Source organism: Wolbachia endosymbiont of Onchocerca gibsoni (assembly GCF_029169405.1).
GTDB lineage: Bacteria > Pseudomonadota > Alphaproteobacteria > Rickettsiales > Anaplasmataceae > Wolbachia.
Genome location: NZ_JABUMP010000001.1, coordinates 218,310 through 236,097, shown reverse-complemented (window position 1 = coordinate 236,097; position 17,788 = coordinate 218,310). Strand labels below are relative to the sequence as shown.

The 17,788-nt window shown below is 31.8% G+C and carries 17 protein-coding genes; 9 read left to right on the top strand and 8 right to left on the bottom strand.

The annotated features are described in order from the left end of the window. Positions 1-296: 296 nt before the first annotated feature. The 4 genes from HSX44_RS00875 to hemC form a co-directional block, all read right to left on the bottom strand. Entirely contained in the window at positions 297-425 is a 129-nt protein-coding gene (locus HSX44_RS00875; RefSeq protein ID WP_275601904.1) for a hypothetical protein, read from the bottom strand. 336 nt (positions 426-761) lie between these two features. Next, positions 762-1,397 (bottom strand): TRP75-related protein, encoded by a 636-nt coding sequence (locus HSX44_RS00870; protein WP_275601903.1) that lies wholly within the window; start codon positions 1,395-1,397, stop codon positions 762-764. Positions 1,398-2,706: 1,309 nt separating this feature from the next. Then, positions 2,707-3,594 (bottom strand): UDP-N-acetylmuramate dehydrogenase, encoded by an 888-nt coding sequence (gene murB / locus HSX44_RS00865; RefSeq protein ID WP_275601902.1) that lies wholly within the window; start codon positions 3,592-3,594, stop codon positions 2,707-2,709. Next, a complete protein-coding gene (gene hemC, locus HSX44_RS00860) occupies positions 3,585-4,463 on the bottom strand; it encodes a hydroxymethylbilane synthase (protein ID WP_275601901.1) in 879 nt (292 codons plus the stop codon). The genes murB and hemC overlap by 10 nt, the downstream gene beginning before the upstream one ends. Before the next feature lie 67 nt (positions 4,464-4,530). On the opposite strand from hemC, the gene secD reads away from it, so the two are divergent. Both secD and pyrE read left to right on the top strand, forming a co-directional pair. Continuing rightward, positions 4,531-6,045: a protein translocase subunit SecD gene (gene secD / locus HSX44_RS00855; RefSeq protein ID WP_275601900.1), complete on the top strand. Its 1,515-nt coding sequence runs from the start codon at positions 4,531-4,533 to the stop codon at positions 6,043-6,045. Between the two features lie 887 nt (positions 6,046-6,932). Continuing rightward, entirely contained in the window at positions 6,933-7,529 is a 597-nt protein-coding gene (pyrE, locus tag HSX44_RS00850; protein ID WP_275601899.1) for an orotate phosphoribosyltransferase, read from the top strand. A gap of 292 nt (positions 7,530-7,821) precedes the next feature. On the opposite strand, the gene ubiB is transcribed toward pyrE, so the two are convergent. Together ubiB and HSX44_RS00840 are read right to left on the bottom strand one after the other, a co-directional pair. Beyond that, positions 7,822-9,252 carry a 2-polyprenylphenol 6-hydroxylase gene (gene ubiB / locus HSX44_RS00845; protein WP_275601898.1) on the bottom strand — a complete coding sequence of 477 codons (1,431 nt, stop codon included), beginning with the start codon at positions 9,250-9,252 and terminating at the stop codon, positions 7,822-7,824. Continuing rightward, positions 9,249-9,989: a metal ABC transporter ATP-binding protein gene (locus HSX44_RS00840; protein WP_275601897.1), complete on the bottom strand. Its 741-nt coding sequence runs from the start codon at positions 9,987-9,989 to the stop codon at positions 9,249-9,251. Before HSX44_RS00840 ends, ubiB begins: the two co-directional genes overlap by 4 nt. Here HSX44_RS00840 and HSX44_RS00835 point away from each other — a divergent pair. Further along, positions 9,981-10,865, top strand: a complete 885-nt coding sequence (locus HSX44_RS00835) for a zinc ABC transporter substrate-binding protein (RefSeq protein ID WP_275601896.1) — start codon at positions 9,981-9,983, stop codon at positions 10,863-10,865. The two genes, HSX44_RS00840 and HSX44_RS00835, sit on opposite strands and share 9 nt — an antisense overlap. A gap of 313 nt (positions 10,866-11,178) precedes the next feature. On the opposite strand, the gene ndk is transcribed toward HSX44_RS00835, so the two are convergent. Next, the gene (gene ndk, locus HSX44_RS00830) at positions 11,179-11,598 is read right to left on the bottom strand and encodes a nucleoside-diphosphate kinase (RefSeq protein ID WP_275601895.1); all 420 of its coding nucleotides are present in this window, start codon (positions 11,596-11,598) and stop codon (positions 11,179-11,181) included. 360 nt (positions 11,599-11,958) lie between these two features. Here ndk and HSX44_RS00825 point away from each other — a divergent pair, with 360 nt between their 5' ends. The 4 genes from HSX44_RS00825 (at position 11,959) to HSX44_RS00810 (ending at position 14,370) form a co-directional block, all read left to right on the top strand. Further along, a complete protein-coding gene (locus tag HSX44_RS00825; RefSeq protein WP_275601894.1) occupies positions 11,959-12,222 on the top strand; it encodes a hypothetical protein in 264 nt (87 codons plus the stop codon). Next, complete coding sequence (locus tag HSX44_RS00820; RefSeq protein ID WP_275601893.1) at positions 12,210-12,428, top strand: hypothetical protein; 219 nt, start codon at positions 12,210-12,212, stop codon at positions 12,426-12,428. Before HSX44_RS00825 ends, HSX44_RS00820 begins: the two co-directional genes overlap by 13 nt. Beyond that, entirely contained in the window at positions 12,429-13,451 is a 1,023-nt protein-coding gene (gene hemH, locus HSX44_RS00815; protein ID WP_275601892.1) for a ferrochelatase, read from the top strand. Positions 13,452-13,527: 76 nt separating this feature from the next. Next, entirely contained in the window at positions 13,528-14,370 is an 843-nt protein-coding gene (locus HSX44_RS00810) for a hypothetical protein (protein ID WP_275601891.1), read from the top strand. 10 nt (positions 14,371-14,380) lie between these two features. Here the strand turns inward: HSX44_RS00810 and gshA are convergent, their stop codons facing one another. Beyond that, on the bottom strand, positions 14,381-15,541 hold the full coding sequence (gshA, locus tag HSX44_RS00805) for a glutamate--cysteine ligase (RefSeq protein ID WP_275601890.1): 1,161 nt from the start codon (positions 15,539-15,541) through the stop codon (positions 14,381-14,383). A 107-nt stretch (positions 15,542-15,648) separates the two neighbouring features. Between gshA and hslV the strand changes: the two genes are divergently transcribed. Both hslV and hslU read left to right on the top strand, forming a co-directional pair. Then, positions 15,649-16,203 carry an ATP-dependent protease subunit HslV gene (hslV, locus tag HSX44_RS00800; RefSeq protein WP_014869039.1) on the top strand — a complete coding sequence of 185 codons (555 nt, stop codon included), beginning with the start codon at positions 15,649-15,651 and terminating at the stop codon, positions 16,201-16,203. 1 nt (position 16,204) lies between these two features. After that, positions 16,205-17,701: an ATP-dependent protease ATPase subunit HslU gene (hslU, locus tag HSX44_RS00795; protein ID WP_275601889.1), complete on the top strand. Its 1,497-nt coding sequence runs from the start codon at positions 16,205-16,207 to the stop codon at positions 17,699-17,701. Positions 17,702-17,788 lie beyond the last annotated feature (87 nt).

Here is a 17,788-nt window from a genome sequence, read left to right as displayed (position 1 = left end):
ATCATTGCTGGTTTATGTAAGTAAGAAAGCATAATTAGAAAGCCTTGCAAGTGCCAGGTAAACTAGAATTAGATCTAGCACCTACTCATTTTACAAGAAATAATTATTTCGTCTGAGCTGAGTCCAATTTTTCAGCTTTTTTTGCACTGCTAAGACAGACATTATAAGTACTTCACGTAATATGATATCAGAGAATTTTAGATTATTAGATAAAGAGTTTTTGTTTATCAGTTTTTGCATAAGATACTTATCAAGGCTACCCGAATTTACTCCAATCCTAATAGGAAGATCATGTTTTACTCATATTCTATAACTCTTTCAAATTTCTTATCACGTTTATTGCTAAAACCTATATTACCTAGATTTATCTTAATTTTATCTAGTATTTTGATGTTTTCTGGATAGTTTTGAATTAACTTATCCAATTCACACTGTCCGTAACCTACTAATATTTACTATCAAAACCCTCTTTATTTATCTCTTCTAGTATATAAAGTATTGCTCTTGCTACTTATACTTCTTATGAGCTTTAAGCAATTCATACTAGCTCTAAACCCGCATGAGCCTAGTTCTATTATTTCTTTCGCTGCCTAGCCACTGTTTTTTACGCTGTTAGGATCTATATCATTAGGCACCATAGATTGCCCAACTATGGGGTTACCCCGCTTATCTTTATTTGCCCAACTTTTACAACATAAGTCTTATGTCGAGAAGATTCGTGTAGTTTATTCTACAGATCTTTATCCAGCACATCATTAAATCTACCCTGTAGTATCAACTACACTTTCAAATGAATCCAAACTATTTAAATTATGGTGTGCCTCATTATTAAGATCATTACCGGAATCATGTGAGTACGTTTTTTTTAATGGCATGTTTTTTATAGTAACATTCATAGGAGAATTTTTTTTCTCTTGTGTCGCTTTAACCTTTTTTTCCTCTTGCTGTTTATCTTCGCGCTGCTCGTTTTTATATTTGGAAACCTGCCCTTGGTCTATGAACGTAGCCCCTTTCAGACGTGCAATATCGATACCATACTGGTTTATCATAGCCTCCTTTCCATCATCAACTATACAATCTTCTAAAGCACTTAGTCTATTATTAAGGATAGCAATTTTTCTTTTCTCCAACTTTTTAGCTAAATTCTCTTTATTTACGTCAGCATTAACCCTACTCTGCAACTTTTTCTTCTTCAGAAGTTCTCTACGCTTCTTATACAGTTTATACGACTCGACAAAATCCTCATCTTCATGAAAGTTTACACCGCCAGGGTTACCTGGAGGTTTATATTTCTCACTAAGCTTTAGTTTAGACTTAGCTTCAGTACTGCATACAATAAAAAAGTTAAAAACCAAAAATATCAGTATAAATAAAACTCCAGAAAAAATCTTAAGCATATAGTGTCATAAATGTTATGCTCTTTAAATAGCAACTAACAAACTTTAAGTAAACCAGAATTTTACTAATCTTCTAATGAAGAGTAACTTATATTTGATTAATGCAAGTAAGTATTTCAAGTATTTATATATAACTTATTTCATTTCTCTTCTTATTACTGTTTTTCATTAATATATTTATAAAGTAGCTGACTTTTTAGTCACTATAATATAAAATTAAATAACAGTGAAGATATTTAATAGGAAAACATAAATTAGCATTAGAGAAATGAAAGAAATGCTTACCAGAAAACTTAAATACCCTATTAGCTAGTACCGAGATCTGATCACCAAACAGCATCAAAAGAAACAACAATTTCCTATTAATTTAGGTAACAAAAAGATTCTCATTGAAAGTAAGGTTTTATATTAAGTAAAGAACCACACATTTAAACATCTTTTTCCCCAGTTTATTACTACTCTCCAGAGATAGGAACTAAAGAAAAAGAGATTTATGAAAGTAATTCAAGAGTTAAAATTTTACTTTAAATAAATAAGCTGACTAAACAAGACTCATTAGCAAAGAAAATTGAGAACGGAAATTATATAGCTTAAGTCACACTTGACAGAAAGCTAATAACTCACAAATATATTAACTCTAATAAAGATGGATTAGCTTACTGTAATTCACCACTTATAGTTAGTAACCGGTTTCATGCTCTGCTTTAATGAAGGTAAAAGGAGGTAAAATAACTTATATAGATAATAACAGCAGGCATTATAAACCGACATTAGTAAATTTATACAATATAGTAAAAAAGCTAAAATTAGAAGACTTATTTCCAAAAAATACAGTTATCTATCTGATATATTAGATTAATCCTATAAGGTAAATTCTGTTTATGCATGAAATCATCCCAGCAAAATAAGAACCAATGAAGAAATTTTAGGAAAACGGAAAAAAGGGAAAATAGATTAACCAAGTATGGAAGCATTTTATTACAACAAAAGAGCACAATGAATAGTACAACTTCTTGTAAGTTACAAACTACCAGTGCCTGTTTTAGATTGCGCTTGCTAAAGCATAGTGGCTAAAGATAGAAAATTACAAAAAACAGATAAAATAGTGAGTGCAAGTATAATTTCTTATTATGGAAATGACTGCAACGGCTTAATTAAATTTCTAGATCTCAAAAATCATAGCTATATTCATCTAGCTTATCTAAAGGATAAAGAAAGTAATGAACCTCTCAAATTACGGTGACGGAGAAATTAGAACCACTATAAAATGTTGAATAATTAGACAATATAGCAGCTATAAAAAAACCGCCTAATAACTACCTAAAACTCTTATTTCCCATTCAAGTTCAACGTTGAACTTATTTTTCACTGCATCTTTTACCCTATTACCAAGAGTCTCTAAGTCAGATGCAGTTGCATTATTATAATTGAGCAAAAAATTGCAGTGCTTCTCAGAAATTTTAGCTCCACCATTATCTAACCCTCGGCAACCAGACTCATCAATTAGTTTCCACGCTTGATAGTTTTTTGGGTTTTTAAATATGCACCCAGCAGTTTTCCCTCTTATTGGTTGGCTTTTGCTTTTTTCATCAATAATTTCCTTCAGTTTTCTGAGTATAATCTTATACTCTGAGCTTACTCCTTTAAACTCAGCCTCAACAAAAATCCACCTCCCGTTCAAACTATGCCCACGGTAAACATAATCCATCTTTTTACTTGAGAATTCATACAGGTTTCCATCCTCTAAATTTACTGCTTTTATAGATTGCACAACACTTGCGATATCACTACCATACGCACCTGCATTCATTTCTATTCCACCACCAACTGTTCCTGGAATTCCAACCAGAAACTCTAGTCCACTAATTTGTTGTTCCCCGGCAAAGTAAGCTAAATCACTAAGCAGTACAGCACCACCTGCAACTATAGAGTTGTTACCTATATACTTAATATGTCCAAACTCCTGACCTAATTTTACTGTTATTCCTCGAATGCCACTATCTCGTACTATTATGTTAGACGTTGCACCAATAATATTAATCGGTAGCTCAGTATTTTTAATCAAGCATATTAAATCTTCAATGTCACGTGGCTTAAATAATACATCAGCTTGTCCACCGACATTTAACCATGTTATTTTAGACATTAAAGTATTGTATCGATATGTTCCACGCACCTTAGGTAAACTTACAAGCATCTTGATTTCAATTCTAATCCTGCATCCATACCCATTTCCTCTGCATCTTCTACAAATGAAGTACGCTCAGCAAAGTATATACCTTTTTCGTCTGCTAACATACAACAAAGACGTAGCACGTTTTCACTTACATATTCTGCTAAAGCTGCAAGCGGTGTAAAGCATGAGCCATTTACTGTCTTCATGAAGCTGCGCTCTGATCTCACCCTTATAAAAGACTTGTTATCATTAATTTTCTCTAAAAGATCGATAGCTTTTACATCATTTTTCCGACATTGAATACAAATTGCCCCTTGTCCTACTGCACTCAACATGGTTTTTGGCGGCAATACCTCTGTAATTAAAAGGTGTTTTTTTAATCTCCTCAGCCCAGCTTCAGCTAGAATTATTCCATCAAAACTATGGTTTTGCAGTCTAGTTATTACATTTCCACGTAACGGCACTATATTCAAATCCGGTCTAAAATTTAGCAGCTGTACTTTTCTTCTTATTGAAGAAGTTGCAATTGTAGCCTGCCGCGGTAAAGCCTCAAGGCTGTCATGTTTATTAGAAATAAACGTATCGTGCGGACTTAACCTTTCTAAAATACAGGGAATTATTAAATCTTTCGAAAAAAATGCAGGGACATCTTTTACTGAATGAACTGCCATATCTATATTATTCTTAAGCAATTTAATCTCAATTTCCCTGAGAAACAGTCTTTTACCACCTATTTCAGCAAGGTTTACATTGGCATATTTATCACCAGAAGTTTTTATCTTAATAATCTCAACAGATAAATCAGGAAAAAAGTCCATCAGTTTTTGTTTTGCTTCCAAAGCTTGAGCAACTGCAAGACTACTTCCTCTGGTACCTATTCTAATTAACATGTATCTAAATTTCAACTTAAACAGTTTACACAATTAGTCTACAATCAATATTTTGTATTTACAACTTATGCACAATAGGATTATAGTCAAATCTTTTTTGGTACTGTGTATCTTTCTGCTTGCTTTATATATAATATTGCCAAACTACTTTAATAATAAATTCCTTATTTCAAAAAAAAGAATAAACCTAGGGCTTGACCTAAAAGGTGGATCGTCTTTACTTCTCAATGTAGACTTAAAAATTTTTTTAAAAGAAAAATTGAGTATATTAGCCGATGAAATAAAAGAAAGTTTGCTAATAAAAGATATTGAATCCAGCGTACAAAGCGATCAACAAGTAATTGTAACTTTAAACAACATCAATAACTATAAAAAAGTTTCGTTATTAATCCATAAAATAAACCCAAATTTAGAGCTAAACAGAAAAGGTACCTCAATTTTCATCTCATATAAACCTCATTACAAAAATTCTCTAATCAATGAAGTAATCTCAAAATCAATAAGTAATGTTCAGAGACGCTTGGATAAACTTGGTACTAAAGAAGTAAGTGTGCAAAAACAAGGACAGAATAAGATATTAATCCAAGTACCTGGAGTAGAAAACATTGAACAAATAAAATCTCTGCTTGGCAAAACTGCTAAGCTAAGCTTTCATTTGGTAAATAGTAATATAGCCAAGATTAAGGATATAGATCACGAAACTACCATCATGCTCAAGGACACTTCTGGTAATTTCTATCCAATATCCCGCAAAACTGAAATAGGTGGCGATTCATTGGTTAATGCATCAGTTAGATTTGATCACTTAGGCAGACTAACAGTACATTTTAAATTTGACGGTATAGCAAGTAAAAAATTTGCAAAAATCACTAAAGAAAATGTAGGAAAGCCCTTTGCAATTGTTTTAGATAACACAGTCTTAACTGTGCCAATAATACGCGAACCAATTCTAAATGGAGAAGGAGAAATCAGTGGTAAGTTTACTAAGAAACAAGCAAACGAACTTGCAATACTTTTAAAATCTGGAGCACTACCAGCACCACTTAAAATAATAGAAGAGAAAAATATCGGTCCAAGTCTTGGAGAAGAGTCAATAAAAGCAGGAGAAATAGCAGCGATAATCTCTATTACAGCGGTTACTTTGCTTATAATTATCATTTATGGTAAGTTAGGTTTGTTAACCTCCATTGCACTGCTTTTTGATGTGATTTCTATATTATTAATTCTTACTCTACTTGAAGCAACTTTAACTCTACCAGGAATAGCTGGTATTGCGCTAACTGTTGGTATGTCAGTGGACGCAAATGTTTTGATATTTGAACGTATTCGTGAAGAAATAAGATTAGGGAAAAGAACAGCTCGCGCTATTGAAGAAGGCTTCAAAAGCGCAATAAAAACAATTCTTGATTCAAATATCACTACATTAATTGCTGCAGGAATAATGTTTATAGTTGGTAGCGGAGCAATTAGAGGTTTTTCCGTTACTTTATCAATAGGGGTTTTATGCTCAATGTTTTCTGCAATCATAGTTACAAAACTTCTAATAGAAGTGTGTGTGAACCCGGAAAAGCTGGTACTTTAATTTACGGTACTATTAACTCCAAATAGCAAAATTGTTGTATAATATTTATCTTGAGTTTTTGCATTTAATATATAAGTTTACAATACTTTTTCTACTTTGCTTGCAAAGTTATTTACTATTAAACAACAAAGTTAAATTTGAATAGCAAAAGCTATTTTATGACATATTTATTAGCTGACTCAAATTAATAAGTTTAATTTCAGTTTTCCTAATTTTTTGGCTTGAAGGCTCAATTAAAACTTTAGCTAAGAAAACACTATTTTACACACCACTCAAAAGAAAAACAGGATATATTAAATCAAGTTTTCTCTACACGGATTAAAAAAATAGCAATGAGTTCTATAGCCTCTGTAGGGTTTTATTTATGCAATGCATAAATCTATAAATTTCATGCACAAGCGTCTCTGATTTTACCACTGCTTATGTAGTAAAGGCATATCACCAATTCAAATGCTGAAAGGAGTTATGATAAACAATAACATTGATGCTTGCATCTTTTTCTAAGTTACACAAGTAATATAAAACATTCTAATAACTTTAGACTGACTATAAGCAAAAAAGCTAAAAGTACCAAAAAAAATTAGTGTCCTTTATTTTGCTAATACGTACAACAGTTAATACAAAATGTATGTGCGTTGTTTATTTTGATTACAATAATGTTTGTTGCAGAGGTAAATGAGCATATATTCTTCTTAGACAAAATGTTTATATGAATTTTTTTGGCAACTAGTTACCTTGTCTTAAGAAAGATTCCTCTGTATATTATGAAACTAGTTTTATCTATTTATACAATTATCGATATGTCCTAAACTACAGTAAATGTATAGTCTAATATTTGCACAGATTAGATAATAATTAATTAAAGAACGTGAAGGTGAAACTTTAAAATGACACTAGATAAAGATAATCCAATAATAAGAGAACTTGAGAAAGCTGGGGCAATTTTACACGGGCACTTTGTTTTATCCTCTGGACTGCATAGTGGCATATATATACAATGTGCTAAAATTTTTGAAAATCCAAGCAAAGCCATGAAAATTTGTGCATTACTAACACATAAAATAAAAAAAGAATTAAATAGTCCTATAGATTTAATACTATCTCCTGCAATTGGTGGAATAGTTGTGGGTTATGAGATTGGTAAACAGCTTAGAATTAAGACGATGTTTTGTGAACGTGTTAACAGCAAGTTTGAATTGCGCCGTGGATTTGAAATTAAACAAGGTGAAAAACTATTATTAGTTGAAGATGTAATAACTACGGGTAAATCTTCACTTGAAGCTGCAGAATGCGCAGAAGATATGGGGGGCAAAGTCATTGCTGGAGCTTCTATAATCAAGAGAAATAGTGAAACGCAATTGCCCTTTCCTGTTATATCTTTGCTTGAGCTAAATATCAAAAACTACAGCGAGCAAGAGCTTCCTGAAGAACTGAAGCGATTACCAATAACTAAACCAGGAAGCCGGGAATACTTAATAAAATAGTCTTATTTTTGATATGTAATCTGACAAAAACGGAAAACACTTAACAAATCTTATCAACTTCTTACTATATAACATTAAAGCACTGTACAGTTGGTGTCTTTATTAATTTTACTTAAAAACGACTTGATAAACTATCTAAAATAATGGGTGCTACTTTAGCACTTGATACTAGAATCTATATCTCTCTGAATCCCTGTATCTACTACTTAGATAATAGGAAAAAAGACACTCAAACGATATCAAGAAGTACTAACGTTTTCTATACAAGTAGCAGTTATGTTAAAAGTTGTTATCAAAAAATTAAAAGCTTAATGGTTAATGCTATAATTATAGACCACAATAAAAAGTAATTTTTTACATTTGACTTAATCTTAACTTGAATATTCTCTAGCTTTTGGTCAGCTATTAGGTTTAACTTCTCTATAAGGCTAAATATTTCTTGAATTGCTTTTACAAGACAAGAGCTTTTTATTTTTTCTTTATAGTCGATTTTATTTTTATATTGATTCTTCATCCATGCTTCAACTACTTTCCACATATTGATCTTTGGATAGATTTTTCTGCAAGTTCCCTCTAACAAAATCATAGTTTTTTGCAGCATTAGCAATTGCGTTTGAACTTTCATATCAAAATCACTAGTTATTTTAAATAATTTGGCAAGTAAATTAGCAAAAGAAATTTTCTGTATAGGCTGCCCTATAATAGGTTCACCTATTGCTCTGCACGCTGTAACAAAATTTTTGTGCTGTGGTGAAACATAACCAGCTCTAAAGTGTGCCTTTGCAACGTGATCATAATTCCGACTTAAAAAACCTTTCAGTATCTCTACTACACAGTAGCATGTCTCGCGGTCTATTCGGCCCATAATTCCACAATCTAGAGCAATAATATTATTGTTAATATCAATCATTAAGTTTCCAGGATGCATATCCGCATGAAAGAAACAATCTCTGTATACTTGATTGCAAAATGATTCTATAAGATTGATAGCTATCTGCTTACGATTATTTAGTTTTTCAACTTCGTATATTGGTGTTGCTTCTATCCATTCTGATGTCAAAACTTTCCTTGAAGTCCTACTCCAATCTACTTCAGGTACATAAAAACCTTTATCATTTCTTGTATTTTCTCTTAGTTCTGAAGAATAAGCAGCCTCAAAACGTAGATCTAGCTCTAATCGGGAAACTTCAGCAAAAGTTTTAACTAATTCAATCGGTTTTAGTCTCTTTGATTGCTCACTAAATCCTTCTATAATCCCTGCAAGCCAAAAAAGCATTTTTATATCCTTTGAGAATATCTTCTCAATATCTGGCCTTAAGACTTTGACCGCAACTTTTTTACCTTCTATTGTAGTTGCTTTATGCACTTGAGAAATTGATGCCGCTGCAATTGGCTCTTCAGAAAAGCTTAAAAAAATATCGCTTAACTTACAATTAAATTCGCTCTCTATCGTTTTAACTGCTATCTTATAGGAGAAAGACGGTAATTTATCACATATTAACAATAAGTTGTCTGTTATATCTTCATTTAAAATATCAGTACGTGATGAAATAGACTGCCCAAATTTAATAAATACTGGACCTAACTTTTCAAGAGCACATTTTAATTTATAGCCACGTATTTTATTTATTGACTCCTTTGAAGGAAAAAGTAAACGATACAATATGCTATAACGAGTTAATACTGCAGTTATATACAAAAGGCGCAGAATATTCCAAATCATTTTGTTATATGACTGCCAAATATCTCGCTTAAAGTCTTATTCTTCATGATTTCTTCAGGTTTACCTTGGTAATATATAATATGATTTATATAGATAATGTAATCTGAACATGGTACTATGGAGCTTAAATCGTGAGATGTCATGAGAATCGAAATTAATCTTTTTTTTGCTATTTCACCTATTATATTATAAAATTTAGTTTGAGCATTAATATCCATTGCGCTAACTGGTTCATCCAAGATAATCAAGTCAGGTTCTGCAATTAAGCAGCGCGCAAGTAACAATAATTGTGTCTGCCCAGCAGAAATTTCCAACACCTGTCTTTTCAAAATATTACTAATACCAACTAATCTCACCACCTCTGTAATAATCGATTGATTCTTCTCTAATCTTTTTGAAAAGCTATTTAAAAGAAGATATTCAACTGTTATCGGCATTAAACTGCTAATACTAAAATTTTGTGGCATATAACTAATTCTCATATCATCAGCAAATATAATATTACCAGTATAGTTCTTATTTATACCAGCAACTACCTTTACTAAGGAGGTTTTACCTCCACCATTTGGACCAAGTACAGTAACTACATCCCCCTTTTTCATTGATAAGTTAATATCATCAAGAATTTTCTTATTATTATATGCAAGAGTAAGGTTCTCTATTTTTAGAACACTACTATTGACATTATTTAACTTTTTGACAAGACTTAACTCTTTCTCAATGTTTTCATGAGACATTTACTAGCTTCTTTTCTATTACTTTTGTTTACACTATACCACAATACTGTCTTCTCATCCACTTTAAAAGTTATAGCCACAATAAAACCTGTACACTCGCTTGTAGCTTCTGTTACAGACAGAATTTTAGAACCAGTCTTACTAGACTATATAACAACTTCTACACATGATTACATATTAAAACCATCTGACGCAAGTAATTTGGAATCAGGTAATGTCATATTTTATATTGATGATAATCTAGAAACATTCGTTAAGACCTTTGCTAAAAACAATAAAAAACTTGTACAGTTATCAAAGGCAGTTAGTCTACTTTCTGTTCGACCACATTCATTCTCCAGACATGTCACTCGTATTCAAGACGAAAAAGACCTACATATCTGGCTTAGTCCAGAAAATGCAAAAAATATGATATTCTCTATAAGTGCAACATTATCTAATATAGATAAGAAGAATGCCCATCTATATAACCATAATGCAATAAAAACTGTAAAAAGAATAGAACAGGAAACAGAGAAAATTGCAAGCGAATTGAGTAACTTTAAAAACAAAAAATATATAGTTACTCATGACGCTTATCAATATTTTGAAAAACATTTTAGCTTAAGTCACCCAAGTGTCATTCTATCTGTAGAAGAAGATACTTATATAGGCATGAGAAGTTTAATGAAACTAAAGAAAATAATGAAGGAAGAAAACATTAAATGTATACTTTCTCCTTCACGAAAAGATAGTATAAAGCCTAAAACTCTTTCCAGTGATGCAAAAACAGCAATTTTAGACCCTATTGGGTCAAATATAAAACCTGGAAAAGACGCATATTTAACCATGATCAATAGCATCACACAAAGCTTTAAATCTTGTTTTGTTGAATAATGTTACTTTTAGTAAAAATTACGGTATCTATTCAGAAGTGTAGTTGATACACAAACATTAAATTAAAAGTGATATCGTTCAAAGTTTCTCCCCCCTTCTTAATCTAATGCTTAAGATTAAAACATAGTTGATTAAATACTTTTAACACAATACAAGAATATCGCATAGGTAATTGATATTAGGATAAAAAATCATCTGCATTTGTTATAAACTCATTTCCACTTTACGGTTATCTTTCTTATTTTGTCACTTTCCTGAATAAATAAAATTATAGAATAAAGCGGCTATGTATTCATTTTCAGTTAACCTAAAGCTACACTAATTCACATTCAGCAAAGAAGAAAGCTATTTCCCTACGAGTATTTTCTGGACTATCTGAACCATGAACCCTGTTTTCACTAATATTATCAGCAAAATCACCTCTGATTGTACCTTTATCTGCATGTTTTGGATCTGTAGCTCCCATGATTTGCCTATATTTACTTACTGCATTTTCACCTACTAAAACCTGAACTATTACAGGATCAGAAGTCATAAATTCCACTAACTCCTCAAAAAAAGGTCTATCTTTATGAATTTCATAGAGCAGCTCTGCCTGTCTTCTTGTCAACAACATCATTTTTTGTGCTATAATTTTCAGCCCAGATTTTTCGATATAGGAATTTATATTACCTGTAATGTTATTTCTTACTGCATCAGGTTTTAATATTGAGAGCGTTCTTTCAATTGCCATGTTATTTCCTTGTATAGGATACTATATTTATATATTTATTTTATTACAAATTTTTTATTTTATCAAGTTAGTTTTTTATTTATAGTTAAAAATAAGCTACCAAAGATAGTATTTATTATATGGGTAAATGCCGTTATATTAATAAGCAAGACGAGCCCACTTATAAGCAACCAGTTAAAACTGGACTTACTGCTAGAAAATTGGTCAATAACTTAAAGTTATCGATTTTTTGTGCTACAAAAGAATTTTTAACTTTCAGCTTGGCTTTCTTAAGTTATTTGGAGTATGATTCACATCACAATACAAAATTACAAAAAGATGCTGCTTTCATAATAAAAAAACATTATTCCATCTCTTGAAATGACAACCATAGTACCACTTATTTGCTTTGCACCACCAGCTATGATAGACAATATAAACACTATAAAGTGTACACTTATATGTGCTATGTTGATGACAGAAGCATGCTTTTTTGTAAAAAGCTTTCATGTACGTGAGTGGTTATTAGAAAAAATTACTGATTACAGTAAAGAAATAATAGACACAGAATTTAAGAAAGATACTATAAGGTTTTCAATTTTTAATCAAAGTAGAAAATACAAAGTTACATTATGTCATTTTTAGCTACTGTTAAACTTCTTGAAGCAAAATCAAGTTTTTGCGTTGATTTGAGTTTCGGTGAAAGTTCTTTTGCATCTACAGAAAGTAACCTAAAGAGGTCTGGTCACTTATTGTATGCTAGTATGAGAAATTTAGTACCTATATCTGGGCTTAATGAACTCATAGCTAAACGTATAGGCATCTCAAAAGCAACTTGTTGTAATACATAAGTGAAGAAGGCAATTATCTTATTTAATCTTGGTGGACCTGATTCACTCAGTGCGGTCCGTCCTTTTTTGTTTAATCTCTTTTATGATAGAAGAATAATAAATCTACCAAATCCTTTTCGATTTCTTTTAGCAAAGTTTATATCTGCAAAACGAGAAAATACTGCACAAAAAATATATAAGCAAATTGGAGGCAGATCACCAATCTTGGAGAATACAAGAATGCAAGCTAAAGCGCTTGAGCAGGAGCTTAACAAAGCTGTATTTTATCATCCAAGTAGCACGATACTAGAATCTAGAAAAAAGAACCTGATTTCATCATCATGTAATGGAATGACACCAAAGCTTGCCAAAGTATTCATCTGTGTACGTTATTGGCATCCATTTGCTGATGAAGTTGTTAGGAGTGTAAAGCAGTTTAATCCTGATGAAGTAATTCTACTGCCTCTATATCCTCAATATTCAACTACTACAACTTTATCATCCATCGAAAATTGGCAAAAAAGTGCTAAAAAACATGGTTTAAAATGTAGTACAAAAACAATTTACCATTATTACGATAATCAAGACTTTATTGAAGCTCATACCCGCTTGGTAGCCAAGTATTACAAATTAGCTAGCAGAATTGATAAGCCAAGAATCCTATTCTCGGCCCATAGTTTACCTCTGAGTGTTATTAAAAAAGGCGACCCTTATGCTTTACAAATAGAAGAAACAGTAAAATTAATAGTAAAAAGATTAAATATTAAAGACCTTGATTGGGCGATATGTTACCAGAGCAAAATTGGACCTGTAAAATGGCTGGAGCCTAGCATAGAAAGTGAACTATTGCGTGCAAAAGCTGATAGTGTACCTGTGGTTTTATCGCCTATATCTTTTGTTTCTGAGCATTCAGAAACGCTTGTTGAACTTGATACGGAACATAAAGCAATAATTAAAAGTGGATATTATTTTCGTGTACCAACTCTCAGTACCGATTCCTTATTTATTAAATGTTTGGCTGATTTATGTAGAAGTCGTTATTAAAATCCTAATTCACAGCACTTTCTTTTTGAGATTTTATGTGATAGAATAACAAAAAACTGTTATTTCATTAGCTATTATGCTAAATGAGCTAAAAAAGAAACCAAACACGTTTGCACAAAAGGTACATGATGCTTACAATCATGATATCAAAAAGGTAATTTGTATCACAACAGGTTTAACAGCCTTGTTATGTAAGGTTTCACTACAATTTTGTTGCGAATTTATTGATAATAATAGGTCAAACATCCTCCTTATACGTGAGATTGCTCAATGGGTAAAATTTCCAACATTCATTCTATTGATTGTTCATTCTACACTTACTTTACGCGATCTAATCAAGGATTACAGAAATCATAATAGTAAAAAAGAACTATTAAAAATAGTAGGCAAATTAGCTAACCTTTTAAGTAACATCATAGAAGTGTTAATAATGTTACAAGTTTTCCATTTCTTAACTAAAGGTAATACAAATGCAATAAGTCGTATTCAATTAATATCAACAGCCCTATTCTTATTTACTTCAGAACCAGTAGGCTGCTATTATATATACAAAAAATATCAAGAGGCACATAAAAAATATCAGGATAAAAAAGGTACTAGTGAATTTATTGAATGCAAGAAAGAGCTTACTAAGTGTAAGAAGGATCTTATTATTAATACATTAACTTTATCACTAGGATTATTAAATTTCATATTTAAAAGGGTAGATACTGCAACTACACCAATAAACTTAGGTAATGGTGTAGTTTATAGTTTCAACTTAAGTGAAACAGTTAGTATAATATGTAGCACAGTATTACTATTAGTCTGGCTTGACAAATTGCTTAATCAGCCTATCAATGATGATCTTTCTACTGAACTTGACAGGAATTACCATATTCAGCAAGGTAGCAATTTACCAAATGGCCACTCTATATAAAGGTAAAAAACTAAATATGAAAAGACCTCATTTCTATTGATAATGCTAGCACTGCTAATTTGCCAACCATATTCCAGAGTAGTAGGGTTTTATTTTCTATAATTTGGCTAATGTCATGAAATTCACAATCAGTGGAATTTAAGCTAGAATATATATTTTTTCTACTATTACACCGATATAAATAGCATGTTGGTGTATTCCCTATATAGTATATTAGCGGCTCTGCAGGACTGTGTTCGAGTATATCTATGGTTGGTATACCTTCCTGTATAATAACACTATTGATTTCTACACCTTCCTTTATTTTTTTCATTTTATGACGCTTTTTTTTATTGAGAGTTAATATTTCCTCTCCACTTATTGCTGTTATAATACCCATTCCGTATGTTCCATTGTTTGCTTTAATAAAAACATAAGGTTGAGTTTTTATTTTATATTCCTCATATTTTTTTTGCACTAGAGACAACACTTGATCAACTTTAGCTGCCACTGTTTCCAGCGATAGAGCATCATCAAAATAGACCCCTTTACAGCTCTCTGTAAATACAGAAATAAGCCAGGGATCTATTTTAAATTCACCGCAAAATTCGGATACCAATTTTTGATAGATTTCGAAGTATCGAAATTTTTGTCTACTGTGCCAACCATATAGTGGACTCGGTACTGTTTCCTGTTTTACGTTTTCTAATACGTCTGGAATATGGCTTGTCATATCCCGGTTCAATACAACAACATCAGGCACAAATCCTGAGGTTGTCTTCAATAGAGAGTTATCTTTCACAATAGCTTCATACGGTCCTATTAAATTATAGGCTTCATCATGAAGGAGACCAATTTTAGTCTCGAAACCTGCTAGTCGTAGTATCTTTTCTATAGCAAATACGTTCTCTATATACATTTTATTTCGTGTATAGTTTTCCGGTATCACAAGAGTTTTTTTATATCGTTTTTTTTTAAAGTACCTTTTTATCAGTTTTGCCGCTATTATTTTTGATGCCTCACTTAAATTATTGAACCCTGCAGGGAACAAATTAGCGTCTATTGGAGCAATTTTATAACCGGAGTTTCTAATGTCGACAGAACTATAAAATGGCAATGCAAAACCGTTAAATTTTACCTCAAACCAATCATTCATATTTTTTTCCAAATTTGGATGAATTATGTTTTGCATCTACACTTTAAATGTTATAAGGAAAGTACTATATTATACGCTATAGCTAAGCCATATTTAATTAATGGTTACAGTATAATGAAATTACTATTTAGAATTATAAAAAAATGATTCAACATGACAACAGTAGAATGTATGGAACTACTATATTATCAATTAGAAGAGGTAAGAGTGTAGTAGTAATAGGTGATGGACAGGTTTCACTGGGTCACACCATTATAAAATCAGGAGCAAAAAAAGTCAGACGCCTTTCTGATGATTCTGTAATTGCTGGTTTTGCTGGAGCAACAGCTGATGCATTTACTCTTTTTGAAAGATTGGAATCAAAACTTGATAAACACCCAGGACAATTAATGAGAGCGTGTGTTGAACTTGCGAAAGATTGGAGGATGGATAAATATTTAAGAAGGCTAGAAGCTATGATGATAGTTGCAGATGAATCTATTTCATTAGTGATTACAGGAATGGGTGACGTCCTTGAACCTGAAGATGGAATAGCAGCTATTGGCTCAGGAGGGAATTTTGCTCTATCTGCAGCAAGAGCTTTAGTTGAGGTTAAAGGGATGTCAATAGAGGAGGTTGCAAAAAGAGCTATGAAAATAGCAGCTGATATATGTGTTTATACAAATCATAATGTAATTATTGAAAAGGTAGAGGGGTAGTATGTATTCTGAACAAAAATTTTTATGCACTAATTTCTCTAATCAATCCGTGACTCTTTCAGAAGGGCAGACTTATAATAAGGACGCCTATAATGAAAAAAGTAATCCTTGTAAAGATACTAAGAGTAGTTGTGATTCAAATGAAAATGATAGCAGTGCTCAAGTTAATAACAGTACACAAATTTTATTAGATGACCTGCCACCACAAAAAATAGTTAAAGAGCTAAATAGATTCATAATTGGACAGAACGATGCAAAGCGTGCTGTTGCTATTGCGCTCAGAAACCGTTGGCGTCGTAACAAAGTTCCTATTCCTTTACGTGATGAAATCATACCTAAAAATATACTGATGATTGGTCATACGGGAGTCGGTAAAACTGAAATGGCTCGTCGTCTAGCAAAGCTTGCAGGTGCACCATTTATAAAAATTGAAGCAACAAAATTTACTGAGATAGGATATGTTGGGCGTGACGTTGACTCGATAATACGTGATCTAGTTGATGCAGCAATAGTTTTAGTTAAAGAAAAAGCACGCAAAGCTTTGGCTAAAAAAGCTTTAGATCTTGCTGAAAAGATAATAGTTAATTCTATGGTCGGTGAAGATGCAACCGAAGAGAGTAAAGAGATTTTTAGAAAAAGGTTAAAAAATAAGGAATTTGAAGATGGGGAAGTTTCCATTGATGTCAGAGAAAGCAAGAGCATGTTACCGGCTTTTGATATACCAGGCATGCCAGGCGGGCAAGTCGGTATAGTAAATGTAACAGAACTAATAGGTAAAATGTTTAACGGGGGTAAAAAAACAAAAACCATTACGGTTAAAGTAAAAGAAGCCCGTGAAATATTGGTTAATGAAGAAAGTGAAAGGTTAATAGATGAAGATAAGATAATCAAAGAAGCCCTTGATCTTGTTAGCAATGAAGGTATAGTATTTTTAGATGAAATAGATAAGATTGCAGCATGTACAGAGGTAAAAGGTGAAGTCAATAGAGAAGGAGTACAACGTGACTTATTACCATTGCTTGAAGGAACAACCATTTCAACCAAGTATGGCCACGTAAAAACAGATTATATATTATTTATTGCATCTGGTGCTTTTCATCAATCTAAACCATCTGATCTTTTACCAGAATTACAGGGAAGGTTACCAATCAGAGTGGAACTTAAAGCACTTACTCAAGAAGATTTAATAAAAATATTAAAGGAACCAGAATCTAGTTTATTGAAGCAGTATATAGCTCTAATGAAAACAGAGAATGTAACGCTTGAGTTTACTGATGACGGCATCGAAACCATAGCTGAAATAGCGTTTACAGTTAATAGGCAAGTGGAAAACATAGGTGCAAGAAGGCTACATACCATTATGGAAAAGCTTTTAGATGAAATAAGCTTTATCTCTTCCGAGAAAAATGGCGAAAAATTTGTTATAGATAGCAAATATGTGAAAGATAGACTAGGATCGATTTCAAAGCAGCTTAATTTATCTAAGTTTATACTTTAATAAAATATGTTGATTTATTAGTATTTCTTGTTTAGGAAAAAAGCTGAAGCAAAATTTCGGCTATATTAATAGTGTCTTCATACGAGA

Bases quoted from the DNA above. Each gene is read 5' to 3' on its own strand.
- ubiB (WP_275601898.1), bottom strand. From the start codon at position 9,252: ATGATTTGGAATATTCTGCGCCTTTTGTATATAACTGCAGTATTAACT.
- HSX44_RS00820 (WP_275601893.1), top strand. From the start codon at position 12,210: ATGTCATTTTTAGCTACTGTTAAACTTCTTGAAGCAAAATCAAGTTTT.
- HSX44_RS00810 (WP_275601891.1), top strand. From the start codon at position 13,528: ATGCTAAATGAGCTAAAAAAGAAACCAAACACGTTTGCACAAAAGGTA.
- HSX44_RS00870 (WP_275601903.1), bottom strand. From the start codon at position 1,397: ATGCTTAAGATTTTTTCTGGAGTTTTATTTATACTGATATTTTTGGTT.
- hemC (WP_275601901.1), bottom strand. From the start codon at position 4,463: ATGTTAATTAGAATAGGTACCAGAGGAAGTAGTCTTGCAGTTGCTCAA.
- secD (WP_275601900.1), top strand. From the start codon at position 4,531: ATGCACAATAGGATTATAGTCAAATCTTTTTTGGTACTGTGTATCTTT.
- ndk (WP_275601895.1), bottom strand. From the start codon at position 11,598: ATGGCAATTGAAAGAACGCTCTCAATATTAAAACCTGATGCAGTAAGA.
- gshA (WP_275601890.1), bottom strand. From the start codon at position 15,541: ATGCAAAACATAATTCATCCAAATTTGGAAAAAAATATGAATGATTGG.
- hslV (WP_014869039.1), top strand. From the start codon at position 15,649: ATGATTCAACATGACAACAGTAGAATGTATGGAACTACTATATTATCA.
- HSX44_RS00835 (WP_275601896.1), top strand. From the start codon at position 9,981: ATGAGACATTTACTAGCTTCTTTTCTATTACTTTTGTTTACACTATAC.
- pyrE (WP_275601899.1), top strand. From the start codon at position 6,933: ATGACACTAGATAAAGATAATCCAATAATAAGAGAACTTGAGAAAGCT.
- HSX44_RS00825 (WP_275601894.1), top strand. From the start codon at position 11,959: ATGACAACCATAGTACCACTTATTTGCTTTGCACCACCAGCTATGATA.
- hslU (WP_275601889.1), top strand. From the start codon at position 16,205: ATGTATTCTGAACAAAAATTTTTATGCACTAATTTCTCTAATCAATCC.
- HSX44_RS00840 (WP_275601897.1), bottom strand. From the start codon at position 9,989: ATGTCTCATGAAAACATTGAGAAAGAGTTAAGTCTTGTCAAAAAGTTA.
- murB (WP_275601902.1), bottom strand. From the start codon at position 3,594: ATGCTTGTAAGTTTACCTAAGGTGCGTGGAACATATCGATACAATACT.